Raw genomic sequence first — 21,804 nt, forward strand, 5'->3', positions numbered from 1 at the left:
GCGAGGATTTCCGATGACCCGAAAAAAAAAGAGCAACCCGAAAGGCCTGTTCCTGGTCGGACTGACGGCCGCTTTGATCCTTCTTGCGATCGTTTTCTTCCGGGGCGGCGGCGGTGAAAGACTCCGCCATCTGACTGACCCTCTTCCGATCCATCCTGCGGATTCGGACGAGGAGGCTCCCGAGCTGAAGACCGTCACTCTTTTCTTCCTGTCGGAGGACGACAGTCTTCTTCACGCCGAAGAACGGATCATCCGGAAAGGAGACAATGCGGTTGTTGAAATGCAGAGTCTGGTGGAAGAACTCATCAAAGGCTCCCGAAGCCGATTTCTGGCGCCCCTGCCCCCGGAAACCCGAGTGAGGCAGGTTTTTTTAACCCGGGATGGAACGGCCTATGTGGATTTCAGCTCGGACGTCATCGACAAATACGCCTATGGGTCCTCCTCGGAACTGACGACCGTCTATGCCGTCGTAAACACGCTGTCTTTCAATTACCCCGAGGTCAAGACAGTCTGTATTCTCGTCGAGGGGGCGGAAAAGGAAACGCTGGGCGGCCATATCGATCTCAGTCGTCCTTTCGTTCCCCAGCTTTCTCTGGTCGCCAGGTAGATGCGGGCGCACGCTTCCTCTCCGCGCTTGGTCATCATCGGCTTTCCGAATGTCGGGAAATCCACGCTCTTCAACCGGCTTCTCGGCAGGCGGAAAGCCCTTATCCATTCCCTGCCGGGGATGACTCGGGACATCGTGTCCGCGCCGGGTGTGATCGAAGGGAAGCCGTGCCTTCTGGTCGACACCGGGGGGATTTTCGGCGCCGCGGATGAACCGCTCTCCGCCGAGGTCCGGGAAAAAGCCTGGGAAGCGGCCCGCGAAGCCGATGCCATTCTGTTTATGCTGGACGGGAAACGGGGTGCAGCACCGGCCGAGGAAGAGCTTTACCGCGATCTCAAGAAGCTGGGAAAACCCCTTTTTCTGGTTGTCAACAAGATCGACGGTCCGGGCCGCGAGCACGAGGCGGCCGAATTCCACCGCTTGGGAGAGGAGAGGGTTTTCGCGATTTCGGCCGAACACAAATTCAACATGGATGCTCTCATCGATGCCGTGGCCGCCATCCTGCCTGAAGCCGATTCCCAAACAGCGACCCCGGCCGAAGCCTCAGCCCTGCGTCTGGCCGTTATCGGCCGTATCAATGTCGGCAAATCCTCCCTCATCAACCGTCTCTGCGGGGAGGACCGGCTTCTTGTGAGCGAGGTTCCCGGAACCACCCGCGACAGCACGGACACCCTCATCTCCCGAAACGGCCGGATGTTCTGGCTGGTGGATACGGCGGGGATCCGGAAGTTCGCCGGAACCCGGGACGACAGGGAAAAAGCCGGGATTCTGCGGGCGAAACGCAACATTCGGGATGCCGATGTTCTGGTCCTCGTTCTTGACGCAACGGAATTTCCCACGCGCCAGGACGCCCATATCGCCCACCTGGCCGCCGAATCGGGCAAGCCTCTGGTTCTGGCCCTCAACAAATGGGACCTTGTGGATAAAACGCCTGTCCGTCCAGCGGATGTCCGGACTCATGTCCATTCCCGGCTTGAATTCGTCTCCTATGCGCCGGTGCTGCTTGTTTCCGCGAAATCAGGACAACGGGTCGTCAAGATTCTGGACGAAGCCCTGAAAGCCCGGGCTTCGAGTGAAATCCGGGTGGATACGGCGCGCCTGAACCGATTTCTCTCCCGGGTTGCGGAGGCCCATCCTCCCCGTTCGAAGAGCGGCGCCCCCATGAAAATCAAATACATGACCCAGGCCGACATCCTCCCGCCGACCTTCATTCTCTCAGCCCGGGGCCGGGGATCTCTGGCCCCGGCCTACGAAAAGTTTTTTCTAGCCCGGATTCGGGAAGAATTCGGCTTTTCCGGCACCCCCCTCCGCCTCTTTCTTAAGAAAAGGTAAGCCCTCTTTATCTTGACATTCCCGGCGGCATCGTTTATAAAATAGGTCTCATACATCCGCAAGAAGACCGCAACGGACGATATAAGGAGGTCATGATGTTCAGAGGAAAGATCAACGGCTTGATGGCAGTCGCACTCGCCGTCGTTCTTGTTTTCGCCTTGACCGGCTGTGAAAAGCTGCGTATTGAAAACCTGAGGGCCAACTATCACTTTGAGAGAGCCAACCATCTGTTTACGGAAGGCAAATACCGTCAGGCCATTACGGAGTATGAAGCCGTTCTGCAACAAAACCCTGATTTGGTCCAAGCCTACAGATTCCTGGGAGAGAGCTACAAGAGCATGTACCGCCCGGGAGTCGACTCCGCTCTCAACAAAGAGCTTCAAGTCAATGCCCTCAATGCCCTTAACAAGGCCTATGAATTCGAGCCCAACAACAAGGAAATCATCTTTTCTCTGGGCGACATGTACGACAAGATGAGGGATTTCGAGCAGGCGGAAAGACTCTATCTGCGGATCCTCGAACTCGAACCCGAAGTCATGGACAACTATTATGTCCTGGCCGAGTTCTACAAGAGATATGCCGTCGAGAAGGAAGAGCTGGCCGAGAAGGCCGAGTCCATGTACCTGCGCCGCATCGAAACCGATCCGGAGAATCCTCAGGGCTATGCCTATCTGGCCAGTTACTACGAAGGTATCCTTCCCGTTCCCGAGTTCGACAAGGCCCATGCCATCCATGACAAGAGAATTGCGCTTCAGCCGGAAAACGCCGAAGTCTGGCTGGCCAAGGGCATCAACCGCTGGTCCAAGTCCTATCGTCTGGCCAACCTTCCGACTCCGGAGCGGTTGGCGTTGGCCCGTGAGAGCCTGGCGGCCTTGGAAAAAGCCCGGGATCTCGATCCGAACTATCCCGAACCCTACAGCTGGTTGAGCGTTCTGTACCAGAGCGTTCTGGCCAAACTCGAGCCGGAAAGAGAAGCCCGCTACATCGAGGAAGGCCGGCGGAATATCGAAAGATTCCAGGAATTGAGAAAGAGAGCCCTCGAACGGAAGAGGCTCGAGGAAGAGCTGAAGAAAATCTGACGCTCGGCCGCCGGTCTCGCGGCCCGGTGTTCTGAATGACGCGGCGGCCCGATTTTCCCCGGCGAATCCGGGCCGTCTTATGCCTTGCGGTTGCCGTTCTCTGCGCGGTTCGTCAGGCCGGGTTTTCCGGAGAGACGGCCTGGGAGGAAAGCCCGCGACAGGCCCGGCTCGGCCTGGCCTCCATCGCCCAGCCGTATCCCTATTTGCACGGCGGCGACTTCACCGATCCCGCCGTTCCCGAGTCTCCCGATCCTCTGGTCTCCTATCGCTGGGAGGAAACCTCAGCTTCCGACGGATTGCAGGTCTATTTTCTTGAACCCGCATCCGTCCGGACGGATCCGCCTCAATCGTTTCGAAATGCGGAATCGCTGACCGGCGAAAACCCCCGTGTGGACGTCGTCGGAACGGGCTCGATCCGTTTGGACTTCGGCGTCGTCAGCGCCGCCTGGCTGGAAATGGACAGCCCGGATCTCTCCGGCGACGTCGAAATGAGCATCAGCGAATACAATGAACCCGCCGTCGTGAATTTCGGGCCGCCGAACCCGGTCAAGACGCGAAAACCGGAAAAATACGGGAACGTTTACCGGCTGGAACTCAACAATCTGCTTTATGAGGGCGTGCGTTTCGGCTGGATTCATGTCCGGTCTTTCAGCCGGCCCTGGACCATCACCGGCATCCGTCTTATCTGCCAGATCAAACCCGCCAATTACAACGGCCGGTTCTCGAGCGCCGATCCCTTGTTGACACGGATCTGGTACACGGGCGCCTATGTCGTCAAGCTCAATCAACTGAAGGATCAGTTCGGCGCCATTCTCATGGACAGGGGAGACCGGCATTCCTGGACGGGAGACGCCTATCCGTCCCAGGCCGCAGCTCTGGCGGCCTTCGCCAACTATGATTTTGTGAAGATGAATCTCGAAAGAACGGCCGACGACGACAACGGCATTGAGAGTTACTCGCTCTACTGGATTCTCAGTGTCGTCGATTATTACAGATACACGGGCGATCACGCGACGATCAACCGTTTCATTCCGAATATTCAAGGCAAGCTCGACCGGGCCCAGGCGATCTATGACAATCTCCCGAACCTGGTGTTTTTCGGTTGGGACGAACGCCTGGGCGCGGGATTCGAGAATCCGAACACCGAGGAAAGCCGGAGAGCCTATCGCATGGTTTTCATCCGGGCTTGCCTCGAGTTCGCCTGGGCGATGGACCAGGCCGGACGGCCGGACCTCGCCCGTCATTATGAGGAGATGGCCCGGGACCGGATGGAAGGATTCCGAAACCGGCCGCGATGGCATGAGGATTTCGGGCTCCATGCCGGCGCCGATGCCGTCAACACCGGGCTTCTCAACAGCGAAGAGCAACGGGAGATCTTCGAGCGGGAATTCACGGGCCCGGTCCATCACATGTCCTATTCGCCGTTCAATCAGTACTTTGTCATTCAGGCTCTGGCCCGAATGAACCGGCATGATGAGGCCTTGGATCTGATCCGGGCTTACTGGGGAGGACAAATCGATCTGGGCGCCACGACGTATTTCGAAGTCTATCGTCCGGATTGGAACACCGTTCTCGGCCGAAACGATCCCGTTCCCAATAACCAGTGCGGATATACCAGCCTGGCCCATCCCTGGGGGGCGGGGGTCACGAAGTGGCTGACCGAGGAAATTCTGGGGATCAAACCTGTCGAACCCGGCTTTTCCCGCTATTCCATTCTCCCCCGTTTGGGTTCCGGTGCGACCGCCCTGGAGGGCCGCGTATCGACGCCTCATGGAGAAATCAGGGTGTCTTACAATCTGTCGACGGGGAGAGGACGTATCCTGTCGCCTCCCGGTACCACAGGAAGGATCGGAATTCCCAAGGCGGGAAAGCAAATCACCTCGATTCTGGTTGATGGAGAGGTGATTTGGGAAGGAGAAGAGGACGGGGATTATGTCTATTTCGACTCCGTGAAACCCGGACAGTACGAGTTTTCCGTCGCCTATACCGGATCATCCGCCGCTGTGAATAACCCGATCTCCTTCCCGGCCAAATTGATCGGCTTGGACTCCACAACTCAAGGCAATTGGGGCGGCGTCTACGGCAAGGACGGCCATATTCTCTGTAACTACCACGGCACCGGAATGGATGTCAGAAATCTGCCTTCCTATGTCAGCTTTGTGACCGAAGGAAAGACCAGACATGCTCAGTGGTCGGACAAGACATATGATCCTCGGGCGCCGGCACCCGATCCGTCCAACGAATTCCCCCGCAAAGTTGGTTGTTATCACACAGGAGATCCCATCGCGACCTATCAGACCATGACCGTGGATATCGGGCTGACCCACGAAAGGGAATTCCAGGTCGCGCTCTATTTCATCGATTGGGACGGCGCCGGCCGCCGGTCGGCCGTGGAAGCTTTCGACTATCAAACAAAAAAGCTCGTCAGCCCTCTCGCCGTCGTTTCGCATTACCAAAACGGTGTCTATCTTGTTTATTCCTATACCAAATCCCTCCGATTACGAATCAATCAGATCCGAGGGCCGAACGCCGTTCTCAGCGGAATTTTTTTCGACAGCTCTCCCGGAACGGGCCTGATCCATGGGAACCGATGATCATGATCCGGGAATTCCGGCCGGAAGTTGACAATTTCTCCGGGATTTAGTATTTTAAAGCATCTCTAAGTCCATTTTTGTTTATTAAGGTTGGAACGCATGAAGACGTATACTTTGAAAAAGGGCGATATTGAAAGACAGTGGTGGCTGTTTGATGCCGACGGCAAGGTTCTCGGGCGGCTGGCCACGGAAATCGCCGTCATTCTTCGGGGCAAGAAGAACCCCCGGTTCGTCCCTCACATGGATTCCGGAGATTTCGTCGTCGTCATCAACGCCGAGAAAGTCCGGGTGACGGGCCGGAAGACCGACGATAAGGTCTATCATTCCCATTCTCTCTACCCCGGAGGCTTGAAAACGGAAACCCTGAAAGATCTCCTGGAGAAAAAACCCGAGGAGGTCATCCGCCGGGCCGTCTGGGGGATGATTCCCAAAAACAAACTCGGACGAGCCGTTTACAAGAAGCTCAAGGTCTACAGCGGTCCCCACCACCCGCACGAAGCTCAAAACCCCCGGGAATACCGGTTTTAGGAGGCACATTGAGTCTCATTCAATACTACGGAACGGGAAAAAGGAAAACGTCCATCGCCCGGGTCTTTCTCAGATCCGGAAAAGGGGATGTCACCCTTTTCGTCAATCAGCGGTCGCGCCCCTTCAGTGACTATTTCAGCCAGGATGCCTATAAATATATCATCCGGCAACCCCTGATGATTACCGAGATGGAAAACAAGTTCGATCTTTTCCTCCGGGTCAGCGGCGGCGGCGCTCATGCCCAGGCCGAAGCCATTCGCCTGGGGATCGCCCGGGCGCTCGTGGAGTTCAACAGGGAACTCAAGCCGGTCCTCAAGGCGGCCAGCCTGTTGACGCGGGACGCCCGCATCAAGGAACGCAAAAAGTACGGTCTGCTCGGCGCCCGCAAGTCCCCGCAGTACCACAAGAGATAGACAGGGAGGACATGTTGGTTTCCGTCACAATGAAAGAACTTCTCGAAGCGGGGGTCCATTTCGGCCACCAGACCCGGCGATGGAATCCGAAGATGAAGGAATTCATCTTCGGGCAGAGAAACGGCATCTACATCGTCGACCTTCAGAAAACCATCAAGAACTTCAAGGAAGCCCTTCAGTTCATCCGCTCCGTGGCCGAAGCCGGCCGGGGCGTTCTGTTCGTCGGCACAAAAAAACAGGCTCAGGATATTATCCGCGACTATGCCTTGAAATGCGAATCCTGGTATGTCAACCAGAGATGGCTGGGAGGACTGCTGACGAATTTCAACGTCGTGCGCAGCAGCGTCGATCGTCTGGTTGAGCTCGAGGAAATGCGCGAGGATGGGCGTTGGGACCTGTTGTCCAAAAAGGAACAGTCCCGGATGGAAAAGGTCTTCAGGAAGCTGTCCAAAAATCTGGGCGGCATCAAAAATATGTCCGAAACCCCGGGCGCCTTGTTCATCATCGATTCGTCCAAGGAAGGAATCGCCATCAGCGAGGCCCGGAAAATGGGCATTCCGATCGTCGCGGTGGTCGACACCAACGGCGATCCCGATGAAATCGATTATCCCATACCCGGAAACGATGACGCGGTCCGGGCCATCGAACTGTTCACCTCCAAGGTGTCCGAAGCCATCCTCGACGGCCGGAAGAACCGGATGGAAAAGGACCTCCTTGATGAAAAGGCGGCCCAGGACGATGCCGCCGTTGAGGGACAGGAAGACATGGGATTCGTCCCCGACATGGAACTCCCGGCCGAAAAGCCGGAGTGAAAAGGATACGGTCATGGATATATCCGCTGAACAGGTCAAGGAACTTCGCCTCAGGACGGGAATCGGCGTCATGGAGTGCAAGGAAGCTCTTGCGGAAAGCGGCGGAGATGCCGAAAAAGCCATCGAGATCCTGAGGAAAAAAGGGTATGCCCGCGCTCAGGACAAGGCCGGGCGCGCGGCTTCCGAAGGGATCGTCGGGTCCTATATTCATATGAACGGAAAAATCGGCGTTCTTGTCGAACTCAATTGCGAATCCGATTTTGTGGCCCGCAATGTGGAGTTTCAGGAGTTGGCCAAGAACATCGCCATGCAGATCGCCGCTTCCAAGCCGAAATACGTCTCCCCCGATGATGTGCCGGCCGATGTTCTCGAAAAAGAGCGGGAGATCATCCGGGCCCAGATGCAGGACACCAAAAAGCCGCCCGAGATCATGGACAAGATTGTCCAGGGAAAGCTTTCGAAATATTACGAGGACGTCTGCCTCCTGGACCAGCCGTATATCCGGGACGACAAAATGAAAGTCCGGCAGCTCATTGCCGCCGCCGTCGCCCGGATCGGGGAGAATATCAAGATCGGTCGTTTCGCCAGGTTTGAAATCGGACAGCCCTGAGTCTGCCGGACTCCGGGGAAAGGGGAACCGGATATGCCGCAACGGAAGCCCGTTTATGAGCGCATCCTCCTGAAAATATCCGGCGAAGCCCTTCTGGGAAACCGCGCTTACGGCATCGATCCGGAAAAACTGGAAGCCGTCGCCCGCGAAATCAAGGACGTTCATGATCTGGGTGTCGGCATCGCCGTCATGATCGGCGGCGGGAATATTTTCCGCGGCATGGTCGGCACCCGGGCCGGGATGGATCGGGCCTCCGCCGACCAGATGGGCCTCCTGGCCACGGTTATGAACGGCATCGCCTTGCAGGATGCCCTGGAGAGGGAGGGCGCCGTCACGCGCCACATCTCGGCCGTCGAAATCCGTTCCATGGCCGAGCCCTTCGTCCGCCGCCGGGCGCTCCGGCATCTGGAGAAGAACCGGATCCTCATTTTCACCGCGGGCATCGGCAGCCCTTATTTTACGACCGACACCGCCGCCGCGCTGCGGGCCCTTGAGATGCGGGCTCAGGTCATTCTCAAGGCCACCAAAGTCGACGGCGTTTACTCGGCCGATCCGATGACGGATGCCTCGGCCCGCAAGTTCTCGACCATCAAGTACATCGATGTCATCAAAAAAGGTCTCAAGGTGATGGACATGACGGCCATATCCCTGTGCCGTGACAACGACATGCCCATCATCGTCTTCAATTTGAATGTCAAGGGAAACATCCGCAAGGCCGTTCTCGGCCTGAGCGTCGGCACGAAAGTGTCTTCCTGAATCCATCCGACGGGAGGGACGGACATGGTCAAAGATGTTTTAAAAGAGGCCGAAAAAAAGATGAAGGTTTCCCTGGAGCACTTTCGCAGGGAACTCAGCAAGCTCCGGACCGGCCGGGCCAATATCGGCATTTTCGAGGATATCAAGGTTCAGGCCTACGGAAGCCTGATGCCCATCAATCAGGTGGCGACGCTCGGCGTTCCCGATCCGACGCTGATCTCCGTCCAACCCTGGGATCCTTCGATCTTGGAAGCCATCGACAAAGCCATCCGGGGCGCCGACCTCGGATTCAACCCCATCAATGACGGGAAAACGCTCAAAGTTCCCATTCCCCCCCTGGATGAAGAGCGCCGCCGGGAAATCGCCCGCAAGATCGGCCGCATGCTGGAAGACGAAAAAACCGCTCTGCGCAACATGCGCCGGGAAAACAAGGATTTTATCGAGGAACTCGAAAAAGCCAAGGACATCACCGAGGACGAAAAGTTTTCCGGATTGGAGAAACTCCAGGGGTTGCTCGACGACCTTGTCCGCCAGGCCGAGGACATGGCCAAGGCCAAGGAAAAAGACATTCTCGGCCGCTGACGCGGCTCTCTTCCCTCAGGATTCCGAAAGTCCGTCGACGGCGGGCTTTCTCTGAAACCAGTTTTCCGTCGTCCCGAACTTCGTCCGGAGGACGATGCCCCAGCCGATGACACTCAGGACGAACGACAGCAGAAATCCGATGACCGGGATGATTCCGCCCAAAGTGACGAAAACCAGACCTGCCAGGGAGGCTGCGGCCACGCTGATTTTTTTTGCGCCGACCGCGCGGAAAAAGCTTTCACCGAGAAAATAGAAAATGACAAGCCGTCCGAAGATCTTGACGGCCAGCCCGGCCGTGATCAGGGCCAGCAGGATGGGAATGCCGATGATCAAAAAGCTCAGGAGAGCCGAAAAAAGAACCAGGGCGGTGAAAACGACGATGGAGGCCAGGCCGACGGCGAAGACCGGCCAAAAGGACTTCCGGATACCCCCGGCCGCAAAGACGATCTGACGGGGAAAAAGAGCGGAGCCGGCCAGGGCGGCGAAGGCCCAGAGAATGAAGGACATGAGCTTGACGACAATGAGAAACGGGAACAGGGACAGGGAGAAAGCGCCTTTCAGCCAGCCGTCCTTGAGCACCTTTTGGCTGAATTCCGATGTTCTGAAATAGACCGTATCTCCCGCAATCAGCGATCCGGGTTCACGATCCAGGCTGCCGCCGAGAGCGATGACATCCCCGGTGACACTCGCGGTGCTTTTGAGGGTGACGGAGGATCCGATGCCGACGACGTCTTCGCCGACCCGGCCGGAAATGACGATCGACCCGCCCACCGCGACGACGCTTTGCCGGACGACGCCTTCGATAAAGACCGAACCGCCGATCACAAAAACGTTTTCCTGGGTTTCATCCGGGGCGACATGGACGTCTTTCTGGACGGACAGAGTTTGTCCTTGAAGGAACAGGGCGCCGGACGAGAACAGCAAGAAGAAAAGACAGGGGATCGCGAAGCGACGGGTGATCATGATTATTCTCCCGGAAGATATCGTTTTCGAAGTCCATAGGCCAGGAGCCCGGAGAGAACCAGGGCCAGCGCGGCCAAGGCCGCGATTTCGTCGGAGAAAGATAGGGCCAGAGTTGAAAAGCCGGCGAGAAAATGTGCGACAAGGTCACCGGTCAGGCTGAGAACGGCCGCGGCGGTCTTGAGGATTTTGACGCCCAGAACCAGGCCGTGGCTGAAGAGGCCGAACAGAGACCGATTCAGTCCGGTGACGAGGGACACCTGAACCGTTCCGACGAGGCCCAGGGCCCCGAAGACAACCACGGAAAGAGCGCCGAGAGCGGAAAGCCCGGCGACGATCCATGACCAGAGTTTGGGCCGGGACTGGGTCGAGATCCGGCGCATGACCGTCGAGGCGAAATCCGAAGGCACATCGAAGGGCGGCAGCGCCGTCCAGGCCGCCTCGAGGGTTTTCCGTTCGTCGAGAGCCTTTCGGCAGGCCGCACACTCCGCTGTGTGGGTTTCGATGTCCCGCCGTTCTCCGCCGGTCAGTCCGCCCTCCAAAAAGGCGTAGATTTGCTCCGGCTGAAGATGTCTCATGTTTCTCCCTCCAGAAGGGTCCGGACGGCTTCCTTGGCCTGAAAAACTCTGTTTTTGATCGTTCCCACGGGCAGGCTCTTGATGGCGGCAATGTCCTCGTAGGAAAACTCATTGACATGTCTCAGGATGAAAAGCTCCCGGAGGGATTCCGGGATTCGGCGCAGGGCGTTTTCGATTTTTTTTCTCAATTCGGCCAGTTCGTAGGCGCGGATGACGGAAGGGCCCGGGTCCGGAGCCTGGGGAGTCGCCCCGTCCTCGTTGAGACTCCGATCGAGGGATATGGCCGGGATTTTCTTTTTCCGCCAGAAATCGATCATGTGGTTGGAGGCGATGCGGAACAACCAGGTGCTGAACTTGTATTCCTCGCGGTAACTGTTCAGGGATGAGTAAGCCTTCATAAAAACGTCCTGGGCGAATTCCAGAGACTGTTCCCTTTCTCCCAGCATGCGTCCCAGGTAATTGAGCAGCGGCTGCTGATATCTTTCCACAATCGCGGCGAAGGCCTCCCTCTCTCCCTGGAGTACGCGCCGGACAACGAGTTTGTCATCATGCATGGAGGACATCCGCCCTCGGGTTGTTATACGGTTTCCGCGGCAAAGGGTTTAACCGGGCTGCGGATGATGTCGTCTTCTTCGAGAATCTCGGTTCCCGGGGGAACGTCAAGAATGAAGGTCCCTTCGGGAAAGCGTTGGTTGGTCCGGATGCGCCGGAAACGGAATTCCTGCTTGGTCCCGGCCCAGTCGAATAGAACGGCTTTGAGAATGTTCCGGGTTTTGCGATCGGTTTCGAGCAGAAGATAAGCCAGTTCCCCGTCGTCTTCGAGCGGCGTCAGCATGATTTGGTCCGCGCCCCGGTTCTCGGTGGGAAAGCCGGCCTCTTCAATGCGGTAGGTTTCGGTGAGGCGCCGTGTTCCCGTGAAAAGGGCCAGAATTTCCGACTCGAATCTCTCCCGGGAGACACGGCTTCGGATCAGACGGTTTTCATCGGGGATATAGAATTGGAAGACGCCCTCCGCATAGAGAAACACCTGTTTTTCGGGCTCCTCGTATTCCCAGCGCATGAGGTCGGGTTTCTGAAAATAAAAACTCCCCTTTCCGCGCATGGGCACGGAGACGCTCATGGAAAAATGGAGTTGTTCGAATTCGGCCTGGATGGATGACACCGCCCGGAGCTTCTGTTCGACGGCCCGGGCGGTCGCCTCGGGCGTCTCTCCGGCCGCTCCGGGACCTATAAACACCAGGCCGGCCAAAGCCGCCGCAGCGAGGATTTTCCACCTTTCGATCATAAGCGCCATTATAACACGGAGGACGTGTCCATTCGATCAGCTTCCGCTTTATGGGCTCGGGTGAATCCTGAAGCAAGCCGCCGGTTCTTGTCAGAGATGGGTCCATCTGATATTCTGGCGGGACACCGGATGATCCGCAATGACCGAAGTTCTCCTTCTTCTCGGGGTGTCCGCGGTCCTCGTGCTGGCCGCGGGAATGCTGTCCGTCCGCAAAGCGGATGATCTTGAGGCGTTTTTTCTGGCGTCCCGTTCTCTGCCCTCCCTTCTTGTCGCCCTCTCGCTTTGCGCCTCCTGGATCGGGGCCGCATCGGTCCTCGTTTCGGCGGATTCGGCCTATGCGGACGGCCTCAGCGCATTCTGGATCATCGGTCTGCCGGCCCTGCTGACGCTGGCCGTTTTCGGATTCGTCCTGGCCCGGCCCATCCGGTCTCTGCCGTTCATCAGCCTGCCGGATCTCCTGGAAATCCGGTACGGACGGACGGTCCGTCATATCGCGGCCGTCCTCATTATCGGGTATATGGCGCTTTTGGCGGCGTCCCAGATGGCCGCGGCCGGCCTGTTTTTCAAGTCTTTCCTGGAGTGGCCCTACGCCGCGGGCGTTGTTCTGGCGACCGGACTGGTGATCGTCTATGCGGCGGCCGGGGGTTTTTTCTCCGTTGTGGTCACGGACGGGCTTCAGTTCATTCTGATCTCGACGGGCATCCTGGGAATTTTTGCGTCTTTGGGCGGATTTTCCAGGTTGGACGAGGCGGCGGCCGCCGCGGCCCGGGCGGGCCGGGACGGTTTCCTGGATTTTTTCAGTGGATGGGAAAAAAACATCCTCATGGTTTTCTCTTTCACTCTGGCCTGGATCATTTCTCCCATCGTCTGGCAGAGAATTCAGGCGGCCCGAAGTGTGGGCGGCGCGAAGAAGGGTCTCCTGTTGGCCGCGATATTTCTTCTGGCCTTTTATGGATTCATCGTGATCTCGGGCATGAACTTCCGGGCCGTTTTTCCTGAAGGCTTCCAGGATCACAATCTTCTGGCCGCCTATGCAAGAACATTCGCCGGACCTCTTCTCCGGGCCGTGGTGTTCGCGGCCGTCGCGGCGGCGGTGATGTCCACCATGGACACGGCGATCAACGCCGGCGCCCTGTCTCTGACACGGGATGTCTATCAGGTGCTTGATCCCGGAGCGGCGCCGAAAAAGGTTGTCATGGCCGGACGGGTCTCCACACTGATTGTGGCCGGCGCCGCCATGGCCGCGGCCTTCGCTTTCCGGGATATTCTGAAAATATTGGGCTTGGCCTCGGCCGTCATGGCCCAGGGACTTTTCATCCCCGGCGCGGCCATGATTCTCTTCCCCCAACGCCGTCCGCGCGCCGGTCTCTTCGCCCTTTTGCTGGGCGGCGGGTATGCGGTCGCCGGCGTTCTGGGTGAGGCGCTCGGTTTGAAGATCGGCATTCCCGAATGGCCGCATTCCGTTCCCGCGGGCGTCGGACTCAGCCTGCTCGGCTATTTCGTCGGTTTTGGGCTTGACCGAAAATCAGCGGCCGGGTCGCCGGAGATCCGTTGATTCCGGAAGCGCTTTATTCGCAGGACGGATTAGGATATCATGGGCGCCGTGACAAAAGGAATCGGAGTTCGGGGCGAGGCCGTCGGCATTTTCGGCAAGGCGATCCTCGGCTTGTGGGCCTGGACCCTGCGATTCCATGTCCGGGGCGAGGATCATTACCGGGATCTGAGGAAAGCCCGGCGTCCGGTGGTCTTTCTTATCTGGCACGGCCGCATTTTTCCGGCCCCCTATTTCTTCAGAAAAAGGAACATCATGCCCCTTGTCAGTCCGAGCGGAGACGGAGAAATCCTGGCCCGTATTCTTCACCGTTGGGGATACAAGGTTCTGCGGGGATCCGGATCCCATTCGGTGGTCGATGCCTGGAAGGGCATGACCCGGGAGCTTCAGGCGGGAGGGGAATTGATCATTGTTCCCGACGGACCCAAGGGGCCTGAGAGGAAACTGAAGGCCGGCTGCCTGAAGCTGGCTTCGGAAACCGGTGCGGCCCTCGTTCCCGTGGCCTTCGCGGCGGCCCGTGGAAAACATCTCACGAGCTGGGACCGCTTTCTGATTCCCCGTCCGTTCACACGGGTCGCCGTCATTCTGGGGCGGCCCGTCGAAGTGGCGCCCGGACTGCGGGGCCGGGATCTGGAGGACAAACGGCTGATCGTCGAAAACGAGATGCTTCGGCTGGAAGCCGAGGCCGATCGGATATGCGCATCGCCGAAGTCGCGGAGCGCAAGCTAACCTCATGAATCGGGAGGGAAAAATGAGAATCGGAAAGGGAATTGTGGGTGGACTGGCGATGATGGTTTTGGCGGCGGGAATCTGCGCCGGCCAGGATGCCGCGGAACATCTCCGTATGGGCGACGAATTTTATGCCCGGTTCGACGATGTCCGGGCCCTTGAAAACTACCGATTGGCCCTGGAAGCCGATCCGGACAATTATGAGGCATTATGGAAAGCGGCCCGAGCGTCGATCGATATCGCCGATGTTTTGGATCCCAAAGCCAAGGATACACCCGCGATGCAGACGAAATATTTCACTGAAGCCGAAGCTTTCGCCCGGAAAGCCGTCCAAGCCGACCCCGGCGATACCTGGGGGCATTTCTACCTGTCTTCGGCCATGGGGAAGCGGGTCCTCCTGCTCGGCAAAAAAGAGCAGATCAACGCGTCCAGGGAAATCAAGGGCATTGTCGACAAGGCTCTCGAACTCGATCCCGAAAATGACCTGGCCTGGCACGCTCTCGGCCGCTGGCACAGACGAATGGCCGAAATCGGCGGCGCCAAGCGCGCCCTGGGCAGCATTCTTTACGGATCGATTCCCCGGGGATCGATGGAAGAGTCCGAGCAATACCTGAAAAAAGCCGTTGAGCTGCATCCCGAACTCCCCATTCATCATCTGGAGCTGGGACGGACTTTTGCGGCGTTGGGCAAATATGCTCTGGCGGCCGGATCTTTTCAGCAGGCTCTTGATCTTCCCAAGATCACATCAAAAGACGACATGGTGAAGAAGGAGGCCGCGGCCGAGCTCGCCGATGTCTCCAGAAAAATCAAGTAACCCCGACGATCGGCGTTGTTTCAGGATCCACCCGGTTCCACGGAAGTCTCCGAAAAAACCCGGGCGGTGAAGACTTCGATCCGGGCGTCCCGGGTCCAGGCATCCGGCGGCAATCCGGCTTTGAGGCAACCGTGACGGAGGAAGGTCTCGCGGTCCCAGCCGTGCTCCTCGGCGACTTGAGGAAGAAGAAGACCTTTGGCCCCTCCTCGGGAAATGATGATGCCGTGGCGCCCCGGCTCGACGTCGTCCGATGAGTGGACGGCGCAGGGCGGGCTGAGAACGGAGATTTCTATCGTCGTATTGGAAAGCTCATCCGGCGTCAGAGGTGCGAAGCGGCCGTCCCGGCTGGCGGCCGCGACGGCCATTTCAACCACGGCCTCGTTCAAAGGCTTGACGGGCAGGGGATAGCCGATGCATCCGCGAAGCTTGCCCGCCGTCTTCAAGCTGACGAAAACTCCCCGAGCCGCCCCGAGGTCCGGGCGGAGAGGGGATTCGTCGAGCATTTCGCCCGTCTCAAGGTAATGCTTGATGGCCCGGCGGGCCAGACTGAGCAAATGAACGTCGTCTCCGGGTTTCAGGATATCGGTCATGTCAGAAATCCGCCGGGGGTCCGGCCAACGGGATGGCGGTCAGGCGGAAACGTCCCGTGAACTCCACGTTGAAAGCCCGGATGGGACGCCGGGTGCGCGAGCCGGATCGAATTTCCAGAACGAGTCGTTCGGTGCAGGCCGGGGCCAGAAAGCGTTTTTTATCCTTATCGGCGGGGTTGAACAGGAAGAACCCCAGGATGCGGCCGTCAAAAACCGTCTCAATATCTTGAAGCCGGGACAAGAGCCCGGCTGAAGACGATCCGGCCGGAAGAATGCTCTCGACAATCCGCCGTCCCCCCCGGATATGTCCGATGAGATAGCCTTTCATCTTCCGACCGCCTGAGGTCAGGGCGAGAGCTTTGAGGTGGTGGGCGGCTTCCGGCGCCAGCCAAGCATCCATGACCGTATTATAATCCAACCCGCCGGGCCCGACAACCCGATCGCACTCCTTGTCTTTTTAAAAGGGACCTCCTATAATCCGGAGAATGACGGAAACGCCCTGGCAGCTCAAAGTTCTGAAAAAATCGCTGAAAAAAAAGGAAAAAATCCGGATCCTGGACCGGATCCTGTCTGAGAATCCCGGCCGCACCGCGCTCGATCTGGGGTGCGCCCAGGGCACATTGAGTTTTTTCCTTCGCCGGAAGGGCGGGTTCTGGGTCAGCACCGATCAGGATTTCGTCAATCTCGAAACATCCCTGCCCCTTCTCGGTGATAACCTCGTTCAGATGCCTCCGGATGTCCTGCCTTTCCGGACGGAGTGTTTTGATGAAGCGGCCTGTCTGGATTATCTGGAACACGTCGAAAATGACGAGGCCTGCCTGGCCGAAATCGCCCGTGTTCTCAATCCGGGGGGAGAATTGATTCTGATCACGCCGCGCACGGGGAAATACGTTCTCATCCACAAATTGAGAGCGGCTTTGGGTTTGACCCTGGATTATTTCGGCCACAAGAGGGAAGGATATGTTCCCGAGGAGCTCGATCAAAAGCTTCTTCGGGCCGGACTGCGGCCTTTCCATCGGACATCCTACTCCAAGTTTTTTTCCGAATTTTTTGAACTTCTTCTGAATTTTGTCTACATCCGGTTTTTTTCAAAGGCGCCGGCGGCCGGACGCCGCGACGGCCGCATCAAGCCGTCCACGAAAGAGGAATATGCCGCGCAAGCCGGGAATCTCCGGGCCTATGCCGCGGCCTATCCTTTCCTCTGGCTGTTTTGCCGGATGGATCATCTTCTCTTTTTTCACAAAGGGAATGCCCTGGTTGTCCGGGCAAGAAAGACGGATCCGGCCGGCCTTGACAGCCCGGCGGAGGGAAGATTATCATAATGGCCGGGGCCAACCATGAATTATGAAACCGTCGTTGTCGGAGCGCTCGAAACAAATTGCTACCTGATGTTTTGTGATGAAACCCGGGAATGTGCCGTCATCGATCCCGGAGCCGAACCCGAAAAGATCTTGTTTGCGCTGTCCTCCATGGATTTGAAGCCCGTTGTGATGCTCAACACGCACGGCCATGTGGATCATATCGGCGCCAATGCCGATATCAAGGAGAAGTATGGCATCCCTCTGGGGCTCCATTCCGCCGATCTCCTCATCTTCGAAGCCGGCCCCGGCATGGAGTTGGGCCTGATTCTGTCCGCCCGGCCCTCCCCGGCTCCCGATCGATTTCTTGAGGCCGGAGACACGATTGAAGTCGGGCGCAAAAAGCTCCGCGTCATCCATACCCCGGGGCATTCGCCGGGGAGCGTGAGTTTCCTGGGTGACGGAATTTTATTTTCCGGAGACACCCTGTTTTCCGGCGGCGTCGGCCGGACCGATCTCCCCGGGGGATCCCAGAGGGTTCTGGAATCGTCCATCCGGGAAAAAATATTCACCCTGCCGGATGACACGGTTGTCCTGCCCGGTCACGGTCCCAAGACCACGGTGGTCGAAGAGCGGGAATCGAACCCCTTCCTTCTATGATGCGCGGATCCTCCTCCGCCGGGAGCGTTCTCTCCGAATTTCTGGATTACCTGGCCGTCGAAAGAGGTCTGTCCCGAAACACCCTTCTGGCCTACGGCCGGGATATTGAGCAACTCCTGGTTTTTCTCAGCCGCGAAAAAACACCATGGATCGGGGCGACCGAAGAGCTTCTGGCTCGATTTGTCCGCAGCCGGAGCCGCGCCGGAGCGTCGGCCCGGTCACTGGCCCGCCAGGTTTCGGCCGTCCGGGCTTTCTATAAGTACGGATTAATGGAAGGCCGCATTTCGGAAAATCCGGCGGCTTCTCTGGAAACGCCCGCGGCCTGGATGCCGTTGCCCAAAGTTCTGTCCTTTCGCGATGTCGAGTCCCTGATTTCCAAGGCGGACGGAACGGATCCGCTGTCGATCCGCGACCGGGCCATGCTGGAAACCCTCTATGCCTCAGGATTGCGGGTTTCAGAACTTGTCTCGCTGAAAATGGGCGACATCAATCTCCGGGAAGGATTCCTCATCTGCCGGGGAAAAGGGGGGAAAGAGCGCATTGTCCCGGTCGGGGCCTCCGCCCGAACCGCCGTGGATCGCTATATCCTGGAGGCGCGTCCGCTTCTGGAAAAGCGATCGACGGATGTCCTGTTTCTCACGCGCCGCGGCCGGGCGTTCACGCGGCAGGGCGTCTGGAAGATCTTCCGGCGCTACGCCCGGGAATCCGGACTTCCGGACAAAACCAGTCCGCATGTCCTCAGGCATTCCTTCGCCACCCATCTTCTGGAAAGAGGAGCCGACTTGCGATCCGTCCAGATCATGCTGGGGCACAGCCAGATCACGACGACTCAAATTTATACGCATGTTTCGAGGGAGAGGTTGCGGGTTATCTACAACAAGTTCCACCCCCGCGCCTAGCATGATCCATTCATCATAATGCCGGACTGGCTTTCTTTTTCTATTATCCGGCATTATGACCCTCCGGGCGAGGCGATCCGGCCGTATCTGCTGCGTTGCGCAGGGTTCGCAGTACCTAAGAGTACAGCTTCACCCTCCGCGCCTTGCATCTACAACCGTCTCGACTCGTGAATGAATCATGCTCCGGGGCTGTGCGTGAAAATGCCCGAATTTGCTCTTTTTCCAATCGGGCATTTTCACCCTCAGGGCGAGCCGATCTCACCATTCCGACATCGTTGCAGCCTGTTCGACGTAGCTGAACTACGCCTTCACAAGCTGCTTCCTCGCCGAAACGGCAATCTCGACTCGCGCACAGCCCCTCCTACTGAAGGAATCCGGCATTATGACCCTCCGGGCGAGGCGATCCGGCCGTATCTGCTGCGTTGCGCAGGGTTCGCAGTACCTAAGAGTACAGCTTCACCCTCCGCGCCTTGCATCTACAACCGTCTCGACTCGTGAATGAATCATGCTCCGGGGCTGTGCGTGAAAATGCCCGAATTTGCTCTTTTTCCAATCGGGCATTTTCACCCTCAGGGCGAGCCGATCTCACCATTCCGACATCGTTGCACCTTTATGTTTCTTGCGAGGAGGCATCCGCGGGGCCGGTCGGGAACGGCTGCAGCGACCATGGGCGGGTTTAGCCTTCCCTCGCCGTTCCGGACGGAAACCCGGATTTTGGGCGCCGAGGATGTCTGAGCTTGAACAATCTTGGGGGTAGGCTCGGAATGTGAGGAACGTTCCGCAGAGTAACAATCCGCCGTGCGAGTTCCGCAGGCGCCGAACGGAACGGTGAGGGAACGGCGTTAAAAACCCGAGCGGAAGCCAGGCCGTTTTCGAACGGCCCCATACGGAAGCCGACGAAGCATGTACGGCAATCTCGACTCGCGCACAGCCCCTCCTACTGAAGGAATCCGGAATCATGATGAATGAATCATGCTCCGGGGCTGTGCGTGAAAATGCAGGCTTCAGCGAAGATGAGCGATGGTGACGGTCACCTCGGCTTCGTGCCGGGAAAAGAACTCCACGGTGCGATCCCGCAGGGGCAGCCAGTCATGCCTCTGCCATGTCCAGGCGAAGGATTTCTTTTTGTCGGGAGCTTTCAAGTCTCTGTTCCGCAGAAAGATCCGGTTCGAACCCTCGACAATCGCTGCGTCATAGGCGGCTTTGGGCAACCGGTTGGAATCCGCGCGGGATGACGGCAGCGGGAGCGCGAAGGACACGTCCGCGGCATGGAGAGGGACCTCGAATCCGTGGACGGACAGGCGAATGTCGACAATGTCGCGATCCCGGAGAATATAGCTGATGTTCAGAGCGGGTCTTTCCGGAATGTCGTTTTCCGTTAGATAGGACGGCGTGGGATTTTCTGATGCCTGTTCCCGGATGGTCCAATCCAGAACCTCGGATTGCGCATGGATGAGAAGAAAATCGCCGTCATCGTCCTCGAGAAAGCCGCTCCAGGACAGAACCCCGGAAAAATCGCCGTGGACGGCGGCCGGACCCAATCGAACGGTATACCGGCCTTGCATCTCAACCTGAATGTCGATCTTCCAACGGCCGCCGGATGCCGAAATGAAATTCGGGGAGAGGACCGCCAGAATCGCCGCCGCCGAGGCGGAAACTTTCAAGGCCGTTTTACGTATCATATATCTATTTTATCCTCACCCGAGGCGATTGACAACGGAGAAGAGAAAAGCGCCGTTTCTCGATATGATCAAGGAGCAAAACGATGAGAAGAATCCATGCCGTCGGCCTGATGGCCGGGTTCGCCGTTTTTCTTGCGGCCGCCGGATCGACTGTTGCCGCCCCGGAAAAAGCCGTTCTGACACTCGATACCTGTCTGGATCTGGCCCTGTTGCGGAATCCCCAACACCTGGCCGTCCTCGAAAGAGAAACCGCCGCCGAAATGCAGGTCCGGGAAGCGGCCGCCCGGTTTTTTCCATCCTTGAACGCCCAAGGGACGCATATCCTCGACGAAAAGCTTTTCACTCTGGAGTTCCCGTCATTCATTCCGGGAGAACCTCCGCAAAGAGTCCAGGTCCGCTTCACCAAGGATTACCAGTTCAATGTGAATTTTTCCCTTCCCCTGTTTGCCGGGGGACGGGTGGTCTCCGGCTACAAGGCCGCCTCTTTCGGTCTTGATGCCGCCAGGGAAACCGTCAGGGAGTCCCGTCACGAAACCCTTTTTCGAGTCAAACAGGCTTTCTACGGTTATCTCCTGGCCCGCGATTTTGAAGCGGTGGCCGGAGAGGCCCTGGCCCTGGCTGAAAAACACCTGGCCAATGTCCGGGCGCTTCATGAGGTGGGCATGGCTTCGCGGTTCGACCTGTTGAGAGCCGAGGTTCAGGCTTCCAATCTCAAGCCCCAGGTCATCCGGGCCCGCAACAGCCTGCAGATCGCCGATCTCGGCTTGAAAACGGTCATCGGCCTCGATCTGGACCGGGACGTCGAATTCAGCGGAAATCTGACCTTTGCGGAACTCGATAGGGACGCCGAGGCCGCCGTTGCCGAAGCGCTGTCCCGTCGCCCGGAAATCCAGCGCCTCGCTTATCAGCATCGCATGGCCGGGGAGATGGTGAAGACCGCCCGGGCCTCCCGCCTCCCGACGTTGGCTCTCGGAGGAGCCTACAACATCTGGGCCGACCGATTCGACTTTTCCAAAAAGACCTGGCAGAATTTCTATTCCATCAATCTGGTGGTGAATATCCCCCTTTTCAACGGCTTGTCCTCGCATGCCGAAGTCGGCCGTTCCCGAGCCATGCTCCGTGAGCTTGAACACCTGCGCAAAGGACTGTCCGATTTGGTTCGGTTCGAAGTGCGGCAGGCGCTGTCGAATTACTCCCAGGCGAAAGAAACTCTTCTTTCCCAGGAAATGAACGTCGAGCAGGCCCGAGAAGCCGTCCGGATCGCGGAACTGAATTATTCCGAAGGCTTGGCCACAAGCCTTGATGTGAGCACGGCCCAAGTGGCTTTGAGCCAATCTCTGACCCATCGATCCCAGGCCCTCTATGACTGTGCCGTTTCCCTGGCACAATTGGAAAAGGCCGTGGGCGCCGGGCGCGAAGAGAAGCCCCGGAAATAATGGAGGAT

General features: G+C 58.0%; 24 protein-coding genes. 17 read left to right on the forward strand and 7 right to left on the reverse strand.

The window, feature by feature from the left end; translation table 11 throughout:
- Positions 1–13 precede the first annotated feature (13 nt).
- The 10 genes from SCM96_05835 (at position 14) to frr (ending at position 9,313) form a co-directional block, all read left to right on the forward strand.
- Entirely contained in the window at positions 14–607 is a 594-nt protein-coding gene (locus tag SCM96_05835; protein ID MDW7760140.1) for a GerMN domain-containing protein, read from the forward strand.
- Positions 608–1,939 (forward strand): ribosome biogenesis GTPase Der, encoded by a 1,332-nt coding sequence (gene der / locus SCM96_05840; protein MDW7760141.1) that lies wholly within the window; start codon positions 608–610, stop codon positions 1,937–1,939.
- 92 nt (positions 1,940–2,031) lie between these two features.
- Positions 2,032–3,018 (forward strand): tetratricopeptide repeat protein, encoded by a 987-nt coding sequence (locus SCM96_05845; protein MDW7760142.1) that lies wholly within the window; start codon positions 2,032–2,034, stop codon positions 3,016–3,018.
- 35 nt (positions 3,019–3,053) lie between these two features.
- Entirely contained in the window at positions 3,054–5,612 is a 2,559-nt protein-coding gene (locus tag SCM96_05850) for an alpha-L-rhamnosidase C-terminal domain-containing protein (GenBank protein MDW7760143.1), read from the forward strand.
- Between the two features lie 99 nt (positions 5,613–5,711).
- Positions 5,712–6,140, forward strand: coding sequence for a 50S ribosomal protein L13 (gene rplM, locus SCM96_05855; GenBank protein ID MDW7760144.1), 429 nt, complete (start codon positions 5,712–5,714; stop codon positions 6,138–6,140).
- An 8-nt stretch (positions 6,141–6,148) separates the two neighbouring features.
- Complete coding sequence (gene rpsI, locus SCM96_05860; GenBank protein MDW7760145.1) at positions 6,149–6,553, forward strand: 30S ribosomal protein S9; 405 nt, start codon at positions 6,149–6,151, stop codon at positions 6,551–6,553.
- Between the two features lie 14 nt (positions 6,554–6,567).
- Positions 6,568–7,365, forward strand: a complete 798-nt coding sequence (gene rpsB / locus SCM96_05865) for a 30S ribosomal protein S2 (protein MDW7760146.1) — start codon at positions 6,568–6,570, stop codon at positions 7,363–7,365.
- 13 nt (positions 7,366–7,378) lie between these two features.
- Positions 7,379–7,975: a translation elongation factor Ts gene (gene tsf / locus SCM96_05870; protein MDW7760147.1), complete on the forward strand. Its 597-nt coding sequence runs from the start codon at positions 7,379–7,381 to the stop codon at positions 7,973–7,975.
- Between the two features lie 33 nt (positions 7,976–8,008).
- Complete coding sequence (gene pyrH, locus SCM96_05875; GenBank protein MDW7760148.1) at positions 8,009–8,731, forward strand: UMP kinase; 723 nt, start codon at positions 8,009–8,011, stop codon at positions 8,729–8,731.
- A gap of 24 nt (positions 8,732–8,755) precedes the next feature.
- Positions 8,756–9,313 carry a ribosome recycling factor gene (gene frr, locus SCM96_05880; protein ID MDW7760149.1) on the forward strand — a complete coding sequence of 186 codons (558 nt, stop codon included), beginning with the start codon at positions 8,756–8,758 and terminating at the stop codon, positions 9,311–9,313.
- Between the two features lie 15 nt (positions 9,314–9,328).
- On the opposite strand, the gene SCM96_05885 is transcribed toward frr, so the two are convergent.
- From SCM96_05885 to SCM96_05900, 4 genes are read right to left on the reverse strand one after another with little or no spacing between them, the layout of a single operon-like run.
- Positions 9,329–10,276 carry a hypothetical protein gene (locus tag SCM96_05885; GenBank protein MDW7760150.1) on the reverse strand — a complete coding sequence of 316 codons (948 nt, stop codon included), beginning with the start codon at positions 10,274–10,276 and terminating at the stop codon, positions 9,329–9,331.
- 2 nt (positions 10,277–10,278) lie between these two features.
- A complete protein-coding gene (locus tag SCM96_05890) occupies positions 10,279–10,851 on the reverse strand; it encodes a zf-HC2 domain-containing protein (GenBank protein MDW7760151.1) in 573 nt (190 codons plus the stop codon).
- Positions 10,848–11,405, reverse strand: coding sequence for a sigma-70 family RNA polymerase sigma factor (locus SCM96_05895; protein MDW7760152.1), 558 nt, complete (start codon positions 11,403–11,405; stop codon positions 10,848–10,850). Before SCM96_05895 ends, SCM96_05890 begins: the two co-directional genes overlap by 4 nt.
- A 23-nt stretch (positions 11,406–11,428) precedes the next feature.
- Positions 11,429–12,136 carry an outer membrane lipoprotein carrier protein LolA gene (locus SCM96_05900; GenBank protein ID MDW7760153.1) on the reverse strand — a complete coding sequence of 236 codons (708 nt, stop codon included), beginning with the start codon at positions 12,134–12,136 and terminating at the stop codon, positions 11,429–11,431.
- A gap of 139 nt (positions 12,137–12,275) precedes the next feature.
- Here SCM96_05900 and SCM96_05905 point away from each other — a divergent pair, with 139 nt between their 5' ends.
- Genes SCM96_05905 through SCM96_05915 form a run of 3 tightly spaced genes read left to right on the forward strand, consistent with a single transcriptional unit; the run spans position 12,276 to position 15,231 of the window.
- Entirely contained in the window at positions 12,276–13,691 is a 1,416-nt protein-coding gene (locus tag SCM96_05905) for a sodium:solute symporter family protein (protein ID MDW7760154.1), read from the forward strand.
- Positions 13,692–13,739: 48 nt separating this feature from the next.
- On the forward strand, positions 13,740–14,417 hold the full coding sequence (locus SCM96_05910; protein ID MDW7760155.1) for a lysophospholipid acyltransferase family protein: 678 nt from the start codon (positions 13,740–13,742) through the stop codon (positions 14,415–14,417).
- A gap of 22 nt (positions 14,418–14,439) precedes the next feature.
- A complete protein-coding gene (locus tag SCM96_05915; protein MDW7760156.1) occupies positions 14,440–15,231 on the forward strand; it encodes a hypothetical protein in 792 nt (263 codons plus the stop codon).
- A gap of 20 nt (positions 15,232–15,251) precedes the next feature.
- Here SCM96_05915 and amrA read toward each other — a convergent pair whose 3' ends face one another.
- Together amrA and SCM96_05925 are read right to left on the reverse strand one after the other, a co-directional pair.
- Positions 15,252–15,821 (reverse strand): AmmeMemoRadiSam system protein A, encoded by a 570-nt coding sequence (amrA, locus tag SCM96_05920; GenBank protein MDW7760157.1) that lies wholly within the window; start codon positions 15,819–15,821, stop codon positions 15,252–15,254.
- A gap of 1 nt (position 15,822) precedes the next feature.
- Entirely contained in the window at positions 15,823–16,221 is a 399-nt protein-coding gene (locus tag SCM96_05925) for a hypothetical protein (GenBank protein ID MDW7760158.1), read from the reverse strand.
- Between the two features lie 85 nt (positions 16,222–16,306).
- Between SCM96_05925 and SCM96_05930 the strand changes: the two genes are divergently transcribed.
- From SCM96_05930 to xerD, 3 genes are read left to right on the forward strand one after another with little or no spacing between them, the layout of a single operon-like run.
- On the forward strand, positions 16,307–17,143 hold the full coding sequence (locus SCM96_05930; GenBank protein MDW7760159.1) for a methyltransferase domain-containing protein: 837 nt from the start codon (positions 16,307–16,309) through the stop codon (positions 17,141–17,143).
- 15 nt (positions 17,144–17,158) lie between these two features.
- A complete protein-coding gene (locus SCM96_05935) occupies positions 17,159–17,779 on the forward strand; it encodes an MBL fold metallo-hydrolase (GenBank protein MDW7760160.1) in 621 nt (206 codons plus the stop codon).
- Complete coding sequence (gene xerD / locus SCM96_05940) at positions 17,776–18,678, forward strand: site-specific tyrosine recombinase XerD (GenBank protein MDW7760161.1); 903 nt, start codon at positions 17,776–17,778, stop codon at positions 18,676–18,678. Before SCM96_05935 ends, xerD begins: the two co-directional genes overlap by 4 nt.
- Before the next feature lie 1,004 nt (positions 18,679–19,682).
- Here the strand turns inward: xerD and SCM96_05945 are convergent.
- Positions 19,683–20,360, reverse strand: a complete 678-nt coding sequence (locus SCM96_05945) for a hypothetical protein (protein MDW7760162.1) — start codon at positions 20,358–20,360, stop codon at positions 19,683–19,685.
- 83 nt (positions 20,361–20,443) lie between these two features.
- Between SCM96_05945 and SCM96_05950 the strand changes: the two genes are divergently transcribed.
- Entirely contained in the window at positions 20,444–21,796 is a 1,353-nt protein-coding gene (locus tag SCM96_05950; GenBank protein ID MDW7760163.1) for a TolC family protein, read from the forward strand.
- Positions 21,797–21,804 lie beyond the last annotated feature (8 nt).

The organism is Acidobacteriota bacterium (assembly GCA_033549365.1).
Classification (GTDB): Bacteria; Acidobacteriota; Aminicenantia; order Aminicenantales; family Saccharicenantaceae; genus JAWSUF01.

Bases quoted from the DNA above. Each gene is read 5' to 3' on its own strand.
- SCM96_05885 (MDW7760150.1), bottom strand. From the start codon at position 10,276: ATGATCACCCGTCGCTTCGCGATCCCCTGTCTTTTCTTCTTGCTGTTC.
- SCM96_05890 (MDW7760151.1), bottom strand. From the start codon at position 10,851: ATGAGACATCTTCAGCCGGAGCAAATCTACGCCTTTTTGGAGGGCGGA.
- amrA (MDW7760157.1), bottom strand. From the start codon at position 15,821: ATGACCGATATCCTGAAACCCGGAGACGACGTTCATTTGCTCAGTCTG.
- tsf (MDW7760147.1), top strand. From the start codon at position 7,379: ATGGATATATCCGCTGAACAGGTCAAGGAACTTCGCCTCAGGACGGGA.
- frr (MDW7760149.1), top strand. From the start codon at position 8,756: ATGGTCAAAGATGTTTTAAAAGAGGCCGAAAAAAAGATGAAGGTTTCC.
- SCM96_05945 (MDW7760162.1), bottom strand. From the start codon at position 20,360: ATGATACGTAAAACGGCCTTGAAAGTTTCCGCCTCGGCGGCGGCGATT.
- SCM96_05835 (MDW7760140.1), top strand. From the start codon at position 14: ATGACCCGAAAAAAAAAGAGCAACCCGAAAGGCCTGTTCCTGGTCGGA.
- SCM96_05930 (MDW7760159.1), top strand. From the start codon at position 16,307: ATGACGGAAACGCCCTGGCAGCTCAAAGTTCTGAAAAAATCGCTGAAA.
- SCM96_05935 (MDW7760160.1), top strand. From the start codon at position 17,159: ATGAATTATGAAACCGTCGTTGTCGGAGCGCTCGAAACAAATTGCTAC.
- pyrH (MDW7760148.1), top strand. From the start codon at position 8,009: ATGCCGCAACGGAAGCCCGTTTATGAGCGCATCCTCCTGAAAATATCC.
- SCM96_05895 (MDW7760152.1), bottom strand. From the start codon at position 11,405: ATGCATGATGACAAACTCGTTGTCCGGCGCGTACTCCAGGGAGAGAGG.
- der (MDW7760141.1), top strand. From the start codon at position 608: ATGCGGGCGCACGCTTCCTCTCCGCGCTTGGTCATCATCGGCTTTCCG.
- rplM (MDW7760144.1), top strand. From the start codon at position 5,712: ATGAAGACGTATACTTTGAAAAAGGGCGATATTGAAAGACAGTGGTGG.
- SCM96_05925 (MDW7760158.1), bottom strand. From the start codon at position 16,221: ATGGATGCTTGGCTGGCGCCGGAAGCCGCCCACCACCTCAAAGCTCTC.
- SCM96_05850 (MDW7760143.1), top strand. From the start codon at position 3,054: ATGACGCGGCGGCCCGATTTTCCCCGGCGAATCCGGGCCGTCTTATGC.
- xerD (MDW7760161.1), top strand. From the start codon at position 17,776: ATGATGCGCGGATCCTCCTCCGCCGGGAGCGTTCTCTCCGAATTTCTG.
- SCM96_05845 (MDW7760142.1), top strand. From the start codon at position 2,032: ATGATGTTCAGAGGAAAGATCAACGGCTTGATGGCAGTCGCACTCGCC.
- SCM96_05900 (MDW7760153.1), bottom strand. From the start codon at position 12,136: ATGATCGAAAGGTGGAAAATCCTCGCTGCGGCGGCTTTGGCCGGCCTG.
- SCM96_05915 (MDW7760156.1), top strand. From the start codon at position 14,440: ATGAGAATCGGAAAGGGAATTGTGGGTGGACTGGCGATGATGGTTTTG.
- SCM96_05950 (MDW7760163.1), top strand. From the start codon at position 20,444: ATGAGAAGAATCCATGCCGTCGGCCTGATGGCCGGGTTCGCCGTTTTT.
- SCM96_05905 (MDW7760154.1), top strand. From the start codon at position 12,276: ATGACCGAAGTTCTCCTTCTTCTCGGGGTGTCCGCGGTCCTCGTGCTG.